Annotated in this window: 15 protein-coding genes; all 15 read left to right on the forward strand. The window is 48.6% G+C overall.

The annotated features are described in order from the left end of the window. Positions 1-618 (forward strand): aminoacetone oxidase family FAD-binding enzyme (locus tag AB5H98_RS10350; RefSeq protein ID WP_367925826.1); only part of this gene is annotated, 618 nt, incomplete at its 5' end. A 19-nt stretch (positions 619-637) separates the two neighbouring features. Then, positions 638-1,300: a (d)CMP kinase gene (gene cmk, locus AB5H98_RS10355; protein WP_367925827.1), complete on the forward strand. Its 663-nt coding sequence runs from the start codon at positions 638-640 to the stop codon at positions 1,298-1,300. A 12-nt stretch (positions 1,301-1,312) separates the two neighbouring features. Further along, on the forward strand, positions 1,313-1,930 hold the full coding sequence (locus AB5H98_RS10360; RefSeq protein WP_367925828.1) for a lysophospholipid acyltransferase family protein: 618 nt from the start codon (positions 1,313-1,315) through the stop codon (positions 1,928-1,930). A 17-nt stretch (positions 1,931-1,947) separates the two neighbouring features. After that, positions 1,948-3,885, forward strand: a complete 1,938-nt coding sequence (locus tag AB5H98_RS10365; protein WP_367925829.1) for a bifunctional 4-hydroxy-3-methylbut-2-enyl diphosphate reductase/30S ribosomal protein S1 — start codon at positions 1,948-1,950, stop codon at positions 3,883-3,885. Between the two features lie 121 nt (positions 3,886-4,006). Further along, on the forward strand, positions 4,007-4,369 hold the full coding sequence (locus AB5H98_RS10370) for a hypothetical protein (protein ID WP_367925830.1): 363 nt from the start codon (positions 4,007-4,009) through the stop codon (positions 4,367-4,369). Positions 4,370-4,482: 113 nt separating this feature from the next. Further along, positions 4,483-5,448 (forward strand): lysostaphin resistance A-like protein, encoded by a 966-nt coding sequence (locus tag AB5H98_RS10375; RefSeq protein WP_367925831.1) that lies wholly within the window; start codon positions 4,483-4,485, stop codon positions 5,446-5,448. Positions 5,449-5,462: 14 nt separating this feature from the next. Beyond that, positions 5,463-5,954 (forward strand): nucleoside deaminase, encoded by a 492-nt coding sequence (locus tag AB5H98_RS10380; RefSeq protein WP_367925832.1) that lies wholly within the window; start codon positions 5,463-5,465, stop codon positions 5,952-5,954. Further along, entirely contained in the window at positions 5,933-6,667 is a 735-nt protein-coding gene (locus AB5H98_RS10385; protein ID WP_367925833.1) for an SDR family NAD(P)-dependent oxidoreductase, read from the forward strand. The genes AB5H98_RS10380 and AB5H98_RS10385 overlap by 22 nt, the downstream gene beginning before the upstream one ends. 75 nt (positions 6,668-6,742) lie before the next feature. Continuing rightward, a complete protein-coding gene (locus tag AB5H98_RS10390) occupies positions 6,743-6,955 on the forward strand; it encodes a DUF1858 domain-containing protein (protein WP_367925834.1) in 213 nt (70 codons plus the stop codon). Next, positions 6,948-7,634 carry a class I SAM-dependent methyltransferase gene (locus AB5H98_RS10395; protein ID WP_367925835.1) on the forward strand — a complete coding sequence of 229 codons (687 nt, stop codon included), beginning with the start codon at positions 6,948-6,950 and terminating at the stop codon, positions 7,632-7,634. The genes AB5H98_RS10390 and AB5H98_RS10395 overlap by 8 nt, the downstream gene beginning before the upstream one ends. Then, the gene (locus AB5H98_RS10400; RefSeq protein WP_367925836.1) at positions 7,622-8,398 is read left to right on the forward strand and encodes a Nif3-like dinuclear metal center hexameric protein; all 777 of its coding nucleotides are present in this window, start codon (positions 7,622-7,624) and stop codon (positions 8,396-8,398) included. Before AB5H98_RS10395 ends, AB5H98_RS10400 begins: the two co-directional genes overlap by 13 nt. 14 nt (positions 8,399-8,412) lie before the next feature. After that, complete coding sequence (locus AB5H98_RS10405) at positions 8,413-10,176, forward strand: NFACT family protein (protein WP_367925837.1); 1,764 nt, start codon at positions 8,413-8,415, stop codon at positions 10,174-10,176. 433 nt (positions 10,177-10,609) lie between these two features. Continuing rightward, a complete protein-coding gene (gene rpsJ / locus AB5H98_RS10410; protein ID WP_367925838.1) occupies positions 10,610-10,921 on the forward strand; it encodes a 30S ribosomal protein S10 in 312 nt (103 codons plus the stop codon). A 111-nt stretch (positions 10,922-11,032) separates the two neighbouring features. Continuing rightward, positions 11,033-11,665: a 50S ribosomal protein L3 gene (gene rplC / locus AB5H98_RS10415; protein WP_367925839.1), complete on the forward strand. Its 633-nt coding sequence runs from the start codon at positions 11,033-11,035 to the stop codon at positions 11,663-11,665. A 15-nt stretch (positions 11,666-11,680) separates the two neighbouring features. Beyond that, on the forward strand, positions 11,681-12,304 hold the full coding sequence (gene rplD / locus AB5H98_RS10420) for a 50S ribosomal protein L4 (protein WP_367925840.1): 624 nt from the start codon (positions 11,681-11,683) through the stop codon (positions 12,302-12,304). Positions 12,305-12,332: the final 28 nt, after the last annotated feature.

Raw genomic sequence — 12,332 nt, forward strand, 5'->3', positions numbered from 1 at the left:
CTTTGCAAGCGAATGATGGGGCTATCATTGCGTAATGTGGAGCTTTCTCTTTATGAGGGGAAAAAAGTATTGTTTCAAGAAATGGGCGAGATGCTGTTTACTCATTTTGGAGTGTCCGGCCCGCTTGTCCTGAGTGCAAGCGCACATATTCGTGATATGCAAAAATATGAATATTCCCTTTCCATTGATTTGAAACCCGGCTTGAATATGGAGCAACTTGAGAGAAGGGTCGACTCGGATTTTTCGTTGTTGGCTGGAAAAACGGCCAAGAGCTGTTTGGACAAATTGCTTCCATCCAGTATGCGTCCGGTGGTTCTTGAACGTTGGGGTGTGCCCCCGGAGAAAAAGGTGAATCAGATTAATCGTGCCGAAAGGCGGGCTTTGTGTGAGCTTATAAAAGGTTTTTCTATCCCGTTAAAAGAAAAGGGAGATCTGCAGCATGCGGTTATTACAAGCGGCGGAGTGCAGGTAAGAGAAGTGGACCCGAAGACGATGCAGAGTAAATTGTGCCCGGGGCTTGTGTTTGCAGGAGAGGTTTTGGATGTGGACGCATACACGGGTGGATACAATCTTGGAATAGCTTTTGCAACAGCTTATGCGGCTGCGATGCATATGTAGAGGAAAAGGAGAGAAGAACATGACGGCAATAGCAATCGACGGACCTTCTGGTGCGGGAAAGTCTACCTTGGCACGGCGGCTGGCTGCGTGGCTCGGATACATTTATGTAGATACAGGTGCAATGTATCGAACTGTTGGACTGTACGCTGTTGAGAACGGAGTGAATCCCAAGCAGGAGGATGCGGTAACAGCACTTCTTCCAAATATAAAAATTCATTTGGCCTATCAGGATGGGGCACAGCATGTGTTTTTGAACGATGAGGATGTTTCGAATCGAATTCGTACGGAACAGATTTCGATGGCGGCTTCAGATGTTTCTGCCCTTTCGTCGGTTCGTGCGTTCTTACTAGAAACACAGCGCAGTCTTGCTAGAGAAAACAATGTTTTAATGGATGGAAGAGATATTGGCACGGTTATTTTGCCGAATGCGCAAATTAAAATCTTTCTGACGGCTTCTCCGGAAGAAAGAGCACGTCGCCGATACGAAGAACTTTTGGCGCGAGGTGAGACGGTTTGCTACGAAACCGTTTTAGAGGATGTGCGACAAAGAGATGATCAAGATACAAATCGTGCACTATCACCGTTGAAACCGGCGGAGGACGCAGTGGTTGTGGATACGACTGGCTTCAGCTTTGAACAGGCGTTTGAGCGGTTGCAGCAAATTATTAAAGAACGTCTGTGAGGGAGAGGCAAGATGCTTTATTGTATTATTGTGCCGTTGGCATGGGTGATTTGGCACGTGGCATTTCGGATTAAAGTGATTGGAAGAGAAAATTTAATTCGGGATAGAGGTTTTGTTTTAGCGCCGAATCATCTGTCGGCTTTGGATCCGGTATTTGTGGTTTTGGCACGGTTTTGGGGACCCAAAATGCTAGTCATGGGCAAGGAAGAATTGTTCCATATCAATCCGTTTTTCACTTGGTTTTTTCGGCGTGTGGGAGTGGTTCCTGTTCATAGAGGAAAAGGAGATACAGCCGTTGTTGATCAGGCGATTGAATGCGTGCGAAATGGGCAGGGCCTTTTGATCTTTCCAGAGGGGACGCGTTCCAAGGATGGGAATTTGGGAAAATTAAAATCGGGAGCTTTTGTGGTTGCTGCGCAAGCCGGCGTGGACATGATACCGTGCCGCATTATTTATAAAGGCGGTAAGTTGAAATTATTTGGCCGGTGTACAGTCGTGTTTGGAAGTCCGATTCCTGCGGAACAGTTAGAGCTGGGAGAGCCGCGAAGTGCTTCCAAACTTCGAGCGTGTAAGCAATTGCTTGCGCAGAGATTGGAAGAGCTTCTTGAGCAAAACCGCCAATACTTATGATGGAGTAATGCAAACAGATGGAAATTTTAAGAGCAGAAACTGCAGGATTTTGTTTTGGTGTAGATCGTGCGGTGAAATTGACGTATGATCTTTTGAAGCAAGGGCACAAAGTAGCAACTCTGGGACCTTTGATTCATAATCCGCAATGTGTGGCGGACTTGGAAAAAAAAGGAGCGATTACACTCCAAACACCGGATGACCTTCCAGATGGATATGAAATTATTATTCGCAGTCACGGGGTACCGGAAAGCGTTTATGAAAGTTTGCAAGCGCGTGGAGTCACAATACACGATGCAACTTGTCCGTTCGTAGCAAAGATTCATCGCCTGGCAAAACGTGCCGGTGAGGAAGGAAAAGCTCTTTTTGTGGCGGGGGATCAGGCGCATCCGGAGGTGCAAGGAATCGTAGGCCACAGTTGCGGTCCGGTTTTTGTGTTTGCAGATTTGGAAGAATTACAACGGTTGAATTTACCAGAAATTGCCAAAAATGGGGGATTTGTGGTCGCTCAGACCACTTTTGAAGCAAAAAAGTGGCGAGAATGTGTAGAGTTTCTCAAAAAAGTCTATACAAATCTCGAGATATTTGATACAATATGTAATGCTACATGGGCGAGGCAGCACGAAGCAGAATGTTTGGCAAAACAGTGTGATTTGATGATCGTCATTGGCGGCCGACATTCTTCTAACACCCAAAAGCTGGTTACAGTTGCCGGGCACTACACGAAAGCCGTTTCGATAGAGACTGCAGCGGAACTGGACAAAAACTGGTTCCATGGAGTGCATCGAGTTGGTGTGACAGCGGGTGCGTCTACACCGTCGTCTATTATTGAGGAGGTACTGAGCAGTATGAGCGAGGAAATTCGTGAAGAGGAACTGAGCTTTGAGGAGATGATCGACGCTTCCTTGAAGCCGATTTACAACGGAAAGGTCGTCAAGGGCATTGTCACCGCTGTGGCTCCCAGCGAGATCCAGGTTGACATCGGCACGAAGCAGACAGGTTTCGTCAAGCTTGAGGAACTCACTAATGACCCTTCTGCCAAGACGGAAGATTTGGTCAAGAAAGGTGACGAGCTCGACCTCATTGTGACGAAAGTGAACGATCAGGAAGGCATCGTCTACCTGTCCAAAAAGCGTTTTGATGAAAACAAAGGAAAAGAAGAAGTAGCTGCTGCTGTTGAAAGCGGAGAGATTATGGACGGTTACGTCACCGAGGCGAACTCTGGTGGCTTGGTTGCTCTGGTCAAAAATGTGCGCGTGTTTATTCCGCGGTCTCAGGCAACGTTGCGTCATAGTGAGGACTACACCGCTTTGGTCAAGCAGAATGTTAAGCTGAAGATTAAGCAGTGCGAGGGCCGTCACATTGTTGGCTCTATCCGTGAAGTTTTGGCGGAAGAAGCGGACAAGAAGAGAGAGGCTTTCTGGCAGGATGTCGCGGTTGACAAAAAGTACACCGGTGTGGTTAAGAGCTTGACCAATTATGGTGCCTTTGTGGATATCGGTGGTGTGGACGGTTTGGTACATATCAGCGAGTTGTCCTGGAATCGTATCAAACATCCTTCCGAGGTCGTGAATGTAGGCGACACCATTGAAGTATATGTAAAAGATTTGGATATGGAGAACAAGAAGGTTTCTCTGGGTTACAAGAAAGCTGAGGACAATCCTTGGGAGAAGTTCAAAGCTGAGTATCCTATCGGAAGCGAGTTCACCGCTCCAGTTGTTTCTATTACAAAGTTTGGCGCATTTGTGCGTATTCTGCCGGGCGTAGATGGCTTGGTTCATATCAGTGAGATTTCTCGCGAGCGCGTTGAGAAAGTCTCGGATGTTTTGAGCGTTGGTCAGGAAGTTCAAGTGAAGCTGATCGATGTGGATTATGACAAAAAGCGCATTAGCCTTTCTATGAAAGCTTTGTTGCCGGAAGAGCCTGCACAGGATGAGGACGAAGCAGAAGCTGAATAAGAATTTTGTAAACCGGATCACTATTGCAGTGGTCCGGTTTTTATAATGTGGGTTTGTCCGGATAATCCCTAGAACCTGTGCATATAGTAATTGTGTGACAAGCAGGATGTGAGGGATGAACATGGGACAGAAGTTTCGCTTTTTGGCAATCATGATTGTATTGATTGTTGGTTTAACGGGATGTGGAGAAGTCATTCGCGAACCGGATGCTTTGATCTCTGGGACGATTGATCTGACGGAGTGTTCCACAATTCGTGGAACGGTTTTGGATGCGTCGGGAGAGAATTTGTTTTTGAGAGCCGACGACGGAAGCGAGTATGTGTTTTCTCTATTAGGGGTCACTGTAAAAGTAGAAGATCGTCTGGAAAAGGATTTGTATGTGGAAGTGTTTTATTCTTTTCCGAGTGGGCAGTCTGAATTGAAAGAGTCCAATAGTAAACGAGCACATGTTGTTTATGTTCAGCAGATTCCGAATGAAGAATAAGAACTATACGTATTTGCAGCTCCCTTTTTTCTTCAAAAAGTGCCAAAATACTATTCATCCCATTGCGTTTTTGTTATACTAAAAAAAGCGTGGACGCGGGGAGATGAAGAAAAGTGGCAAGGCGGCAGGGAGATCGGCTAAAATATGTGGCGAATCTGACAGCGCTGGCTGCGTGGGTTTATCTGGGCAGCACGGCGCTTTTTCGAATGAGCGCAGAAAAATTGTTTGGCTTTTTTCATGTGAGTGCAACCTTGGAAAATCCAGTTGCAGTTCCAGAGTGGATTTTAGGAATTTGCAATTTGCTTTTGCCGGCAGTAGGGCTTGTTCTGGCCTTCGCTTTGATGTGGGTAGCAGTGCGTAACAGCACGATGCGGCTGAAAATTTCTCTGTATCTTCCTAAACGTGCGGAACTATGGCTGTTTGTTCCGGTTCTTTTAGGAATCAACTTGTTGTGTAGCTTAGGGACAAGCCTGTTACAGCGCTTTTTGGAACGCTTTACAAATTATAGTCCGCCTGTGGCTGTTCAGCTCCCGCAAAGTGGATTTGCGATGCTTTTGTATTACATAGGCATTTGTGTGGTGCCGGCCATTTTTGAGGAGCTGTTGGTTCGAGGGGCAATACAAAAGTTACTTTCTCACTGGGGCGCTTGGTTTTCAATTGTAGTGTCGTCGGTTTTGTTTATGCTGCTGCACCAGGATATTGCCCAGATGCCTTCGATTTTTGTGGCATCTGTCTTGATGGGATTGGCTGCTTACTGCACTGGTTCTTTGGCTGCTGGAATGGTGGTGCATCTTGCCAATAATACGATGTCTTTTTGCTTTTTGTATGCAACGCAAAAACTGGATGGGATTTCTGCGTTTGCCCTTACTGGATATTTAACGATGATTTTTGGTGTAGCGGCCATCGGGTGCGCGATTGCCATTCAAAAGCGAAAGACAATGAGGCTTTTTAAACCCATTCCAAGAGTGTACGACCCCAAGAATCGGCAGAGTCGTTTGGAACGTTTGTTGACTGCGCCTTTGTTTTTGATTACATTTGCAGGTCTTGCCATTCGTGCAGTTTGGCCCCTGTTCGGATGAGAGGAGGAGCATTGGTGGATGACGTATCTCTAATGTGCGTAGCGTTGGAGCAGGCACGCATAGCGGCTTCTCTGGGAGAGGTGCCCGTGGGGGCGGTGATTGCAAAAGACGGAGAAATCGTTGCGGTGGCACACAATACACGGGAGACAGAAAAAAATGCCACTCATCATGCAGAGTTGTTGGCAATCGATAGGGCATGTAAAGCATTGGGCGGTTGGCGACTTTGGCAATGCGAACTTTTTGTAACCTTGGAGCCGTGTCCTATGTGTGCCGGGGCTATTATCAACAGTCGTTTGAAACGAGTGGTGTATGGTGCACGGGATGTGAAAGCGGGATGCTGCGGCAGCGTAACCAACCTTTTTGATATGCCATTTAACCACAAGCCGATTTTGGAAAGTGGCCTTATGGAAAAGGAATGCGCGTCTTTGTTGCAGGATTTTTTCGAACAACTTCGAATCCGGAGAAAGAAAGGAGAGATTCCCCGGTGGAAAAAACCGCAATTGTAACGGGAGCATCCCGTGGAATTGGCGCGGCCATTGCGCAAGGATTGGCGAAGGACGGATATCGTGTGGCTGCGTGTTATCGTGAACAAAAGGAAAAGGCGGAGGAGCTGTGCCGCATCGTCGCGAACAGTGGTGGAACGGCCGTACCATTTCAGGTGGATGTTTCTGATGAAAACAGTGTGTCCTGTTTGTTCGCGCGAGTTACGGATGTACTGGGGCCAGTTACAATTTTGATCAACAATGCTGGAATTGCACAGCAAAAGTTGTTTTCGGATTTGAGTGCGGATGACTGGGATAGAATGTTTCAGATCAATGTACGCGGGGCATTTTTGTGCTGCAGACAGGCTCTTCCGGAAATGATTCGACGTAAGTGGGGGAGAATTATCAATATATCCTCGATGTGGGGGCAGGTAGGTGCTTCTTGCGAGGTCCATTATTCGGCGGCAAAGGCGGCTCTCATTGGATTGACAAAGGCACTTGCACAGGAGGAAGGGCCAAGCGGAGTTACTGTGAATTGTGTTGCGCCAGGCGTAGTAGAAACGGATATGATGAGTTCGTTTTCGGAAGATACGAAAAAAGAGCTTGCGCAGCAGACGCCGGTGGGGCGCCTTGGAAGGCCGGAAGATGTGGCAAGGGCTGTTCGATTTTTAGTATCCTCTGAGGCCGATTTCATTACCGGACAGGTCTTGGGAGTGAATGGCGGCTTTGTAGTGTGAATTCGAAAAAACTTGCCAAAGTTGCCCCTTTGGGGTATGATAACAACGAAACTGAAAAAAGGAGTGGAAGACTCAATGAATATTTCAAAGGATCTGACGATGGGAGAATTGCTGCGTGCAGCACAGGACAATGGAGTGTATGAGGCGGTAGTGAATGTATTGCTGGCTGCTGGAATGCATTGCATTGGATGCCCCTCTCATCAGTTTGAAACGTTGGAAGAGGCGTGTTATGTCCACGGCATCGATTCCGCTGATTTGGTTTCTAAACTGGAGGCTGCTGTTGGCTGAATTGTTTCCGATTTTGGATGCTCGGCTGTCTGCTGCGGCTGCCTTTGTGCAGCCGCACAGTGCAGTGGCGGATATTGGTTGTGATCATGGGAAATTGGCAGCTTATCTTGCGGTACAGAAAAAATGCAAGGTTATTGCCGCGGATATACGTTCGGCTCCATTGGAGCGTGCGCGTGAAACAATGGCACGTTATCACTGCCCAGAATCTGTGGAGTGCAGATTGGGCGACGGGCTTTCTGTTCTTGCTGCCGGAGAGGTCACAACCGTTGTGATAGCAGGTGTCTCGGGAATTACGATTTGCGAAATGATCGCGGCGTGTCCGTTTCCGTTGGAAACCGGCACGCGTTTTATTTTTGTGCCGCCTACAAAACATGCGCATCTGAGAGGATGGCTTTGGAGCCATGGCTTTGCTTTACTGGATGAGACGCCGGTTGTTGCTGCTGGACGGGTGTATACAGTGATGTGCTGGGAATATACCGCACAGAAAAAACAGATGGATGCGTTTGCTTGCGCGGTGGGAAAAACGGGAAAACGGACTCCGCAGGCCAAGGCTTATCTGGAACATGTAGCGCTTTTGGCAAGAAAGTATGCCCGTGGAGTGAAAGATCCGGAGCGACAAGCAGATATTTTGATTTTGGCAAGCAGAGTGGAACAGGAGGCGAAAAAATGCGAAATGTGACAGTGGCGCAGTTGTATGATGCGGTTGGACATTGGGCTCCGTGGGATTCGGCTGAGGCTTGGGACAACGTTGGCGTTTTGGTGCATGGTGGAGATGAAGAAATTTCAGGAATTTGTTGTGCATTGGACATCACGTCTGATACTGTACAGTGGGCCGCCAAGAATGGCTGCAATTTGATTTTTTCGCATCATCCGGTAATCTTTCACCCGATGAAGTCTTTGGATTATAAGAGCGTTCCGGCGGAGCTGTTGCGACATGGAATTACGGCTGTTTGTGCGCACACCAATCTTGATAAAGCGAGGGATGGTGTCTGCGAAACATTGGCAAACAAGATTGGGCTGAAAAACGTTCGCCCTGGAGAAGATTTTTTGTATTTGGGTGAAGTGGAAAGCCCGATGAATGTCGCACAGTTAACAGAGCGGGTGCAGACATCTTTGCAGGCGCCTGTTTGTTGGGTGTCCGGTGAAAAAAACATCAAAACGGTTGCGGTTGTATCCGGTGCCGGAGGCGATTTTTGGGAGCAAGCTCAAAATGCGGGTGCAGAGTGTCTCGTTACAGGAGAGATGCGGCATCATGAGGCGTTGGACGCACGGCAGGCAGGCATGTCCGTAATAGCTGCTACTCATTATGGAACGGAAAGATGGATTGTGCCCGTGATGGCTTCGTTTTTTCATCGCGTTTTCCCGCAAGTCCCGGTTTTTCAGTGGGATTTTTCTCAGACAGATAATACAAAGGATCCGATGCAATATCGTATGATGAAATAAGAAGGAGAAAGAGTATGGCTTTGGATGCGGCGACGCTGGCTTTAACTCAAAAGGAGCTGGATGAGCGCTTAAAAGATGCCCGTATCGATAAAATCTTTGAGCCCACGCGGGATGAGATCGTGTTGAACATGCGAACTCGCACAGAAAATTTTCGCCTGTTCTTATCTGCACGTTCCGGTTCTGCACGTGCGTGTATTACGGAAGAAACCTTTGAAAATCCGTCGGTCCCGCCTTCTTTCTGTATGCTTCTGCGAAAGCACTTTACAGGAGGGCGCCTCTTGTGTGTGCGGGGGATTGAGGACGAGCGAATTTTGTTTTTTGATTTTCAATGTACCAATGAAATGGGCGATGTAGTTGTAAATACCATTGCGGCGGAATTGATGGGGCGTTATTCCAATTTGGTTTTGATTCGAAAAGAAAACGCGGCCAATCCTGCGCAGGAAGGAAAAATTATTGATGCTCTGAAACGGGTGGATTTTGAAGACAGTGAAATTCGGCAGCTTTTGCCGGGACTGATGTATCGTTTGCCGCCGAAACCTGAAAAGGCTTCTTTTCTTGCGACAAGTGCGGTTGGGATTGTGGCTGCTGTGGCGCAAAAAGATCTTCCGGTAGGACAAGCTTTGGTGAAGGTTACCGGAGGAGTAGGCCCTGTGGTTTGTCGGGAGGCGGCTTATCGTGCATTTGGTTCGGAAGAGAAAATAGGAATCGATTTGACGGATGAGGACAAAAAAGCGCTTGTAAAAGCGATTGAGCAGGTGCAACAAGTTTTTGGGCAGGGGGGAACACCTTGCGCTGTATTGGCGGAAGGACGTCCTGTGGAGTTTAGTTTTTTGCCCTTGACGCAGTATGGTCCATCAGCAGAACAAAAAATTTATTCCTCCTTTTCGGCCCTTCTGGAAGGGTATTATGCGGAAAAGGATCGAGTTGAGCGCCTACGGCAGAAGAGCAAGGAGCTCTCGAAAACGGTTCATAATCTTTATGAGCGTGCTGTCCGAAAGGCGGCGGCCAGGAGGGAAGAACAGGAACAGAGTGAGGCTTCGGATCAACTTCGAATTTATGGAGAACTCCTGAGCGCAAATTTGTGGGCGATTCAAAGGGGAGATCGTCAAGTAACGGTGACCAATTACTATGACGGAACAAATGTGACGATTCCGCTGGATGTGCGTTTGTCGCCTAGCGCCAATGCTCAGAAATACTTTAAAGAATATAAGAAGAAGCAGACGGCTGCTCGCCTCCTGAAAGATTTAATTGCCCAGAGTGAAGCAGAAATAGCATATTTGGACACAGTGCGTTATGAGGTGGATGCAGCCCAGGGAGAAAGTGCGCTTGGAGAGATTCGAGCCGAATTGAAGAGTCAGGGGTATCTGAAATATTACAAAATTCGGGATAAAAAGCAAAAGCCGGCCGATTTTATGCGTTACCGTTCGAGCGACGGATTTGAAATTTTGGTTGGACGTAACAATGCGCAAAATGATCGCTTGACCTTAAAAGTGGCACGTGGACGCGATTGGTGGTTCCATGTAAAAAACGCGCCGGGAAGTCATGTTGTCATTTTGGGGGAAGGGCGAGATGTGCCTGATTCCACAAAAACAGAGGCGGCGATGTTGGCGGCGTTTCATTCCAGTCAGTCGGCGGGTTCCAAAGTGGCAGTGGATTACACGCAAGTGCGCAATGTTTGGAAAGCCAATGGCGCAAAACCCGGAATGGTTCTTTATGAAACATATGAGACGGCCTATGTGCAACCGGAGGTGCCTGACGCATGCAGAAAAGAGAATTAGACATGTTGCACAAAACTGCACGAGAAAGTTTATCCTATAAAAACAAAAAGTAGAAAATAGGAAAAAATATCTTTTTTTTCAAAAACCCTTGCTTTTTGCAGGGGTTTTTGCTATTATGATAGGGCGACTGCGAGTGCCCTGCATCTTCGCAGGGCAAAGATATGCGATGACGCGGGAGGTTGCCGTGCTCAGCCACGGGTTTTTCCGCCGAGTATGTCCGATCATTAGAACCGGGCGAACAAATACTGATGCGAAGGGTCACGTTTGTGCGAGTTACTCCGTATAAACCAATGTCCATGTACTTTGCGGTAAGTGTGTCCGGGCGAACTGCGTAGCGGTTCACCGGCTTTTCTGATGCGAAGGCGTGAAACACACGGCTCAGTGTTCAGTGTTTACAAAGCCCCCCTAAACAATTTTATAGGAGGCGAAAGAAATGGCAGTCAAGGAGAAAATCAGGATTCGTTTGAAGAGCTACGATGCCACGATCATCGACAATGCGGCAGAGAAAATCGTAGAAACCGCCCGCCGTACTGGCGCTCGCGTTTCTGGACCGATTCCTCTTCCCACAGAGAAAGAGATCGTTACCATCCTGCGCGCTGTTCATAAATATAAGGACAGCCGTGAGCAGTTCGAGATGCGCACTCATAAGCGCCTGATCGACATCCTGAAACCGTCCAACAAGACGGTTGAGGCTCTTACGAGCCTGCAGCTCCCCGCCGGCGTTGACATTGAAATCAAGCTGTAATTCTTCCGCAGGGGAAGATAATGCAGCGGGACTTTGAAAGTCAGTTCCGTTCGGAGAGGTCATGTTGGTGCCGACGGCATCAACCAATAACCTGTTAGGAGGCAAAAAGAAATGCAAAAAGGTATCATCGGCAAGAAAATCGGCATGACGCAGATTTTTGACGAGAGCGGCAAAGTGGTTCCCGTCACTGTAGTTGAGGCCGGCCCCTGCACAGTTGTGCAGAAGAAGACAGTGGAAAGCGACGGCTACGTTGCGGTTCAGCTTGGTTTTGGCGATATTTCCGCTAAGAAAGTGACCAAGCCTGCAAAGGGTCATTTTGACAAGGCAAACGTTGCTCCGAAAAAAACGCTCCGTGAGTTCCGTCTGGCGGACATCAGCGGCATGAACATCGGCGACATTCTGAAAGCGGACGTGTTCGCGGCAGGAGATCACATCGATGTTGTGGGCACCAGCAAAGGTAAAGGCTATGCCGGCACCATCAAACGCTGGAACGGTCACCGTCTGCGTGAGAGCCACGGCACTGGCCCTGTTTCCCGTCACGCCGGTTCTATGGGCGCTTGCTCTTCTCCGTCCCGTGTGTTCAAAGGCAAAAAACTGCCTGGCCATTTGGGCGCTGAGCGCGTTACCGTGCAGAACCTGAAAGTCGTCAAAGTTGACGCAGAAAACAATCTGATCGCTATCAAAGGCGCGATCCCCGGCCCGAAGGGCAGCGTGGTTTGCATCACCGATAGCGTGAAAGCGTAAGAGGAGGAAAGCATCATGGCACAGTTTGACGTTTTGGATATGAACGGCAAGAAAGTTTCCACGATCGAGCTTTCCGACGCCGTCTTTGGCATCACTCCCAACGAGAAAGTGATGCACATGGCTATCGTTAATTTCCTGGCGAATCAGCGTCAGGGCACCCAGAGCACCAAGACCCGCAGTGAGGTTTCCGGCGGTGGCCGCAAACCCTGGCGCCAGAAGGGCACCGGCCGCGCTCGTCAGGGCTCTACTCGCAGCCCGCAGTGGACACACGGCGGTATTGCACTTGGACCCAAACCCCGTGACTATTCCTTCCGCCTGAACAAAAAGGTGAAGCGTCTGGCTCTTCTGTCTGCGTTGAGCAGCAAAGCTCAGTCCGGCGAGATCGTTGTGGTCGACAAGATCGAGGCTGCTGAGTACAAGACAAAGACGGTTGCCAACATGCTGACGGCTGTCGGCGTCACCAAGAAAGCCCTGATCGTCATCCCGGCTGTGGACGCCAAGCTCGTAAAGAGCGCTGCCAACATTCCGGGCGTAAAGACCACCACTGCTGACAACATCAACACCTATGAAGTGCTGAACGGCGGCAAGTTCGTCATCAGCGTGGATGCTGCCAAGAAACTCGAGGAGGTATTTGCGTAATGAAAACTCCCGCTCAGGACATCATCCT

It is taken from the genome of uncultured Ruthenibacterium sp. (assembly GCF_963558415.1).
GTDB lineage: Bacteria > Bacillota > Clostridia > Oscillospirales > Ruminococcaceae > Ruthenibacterium.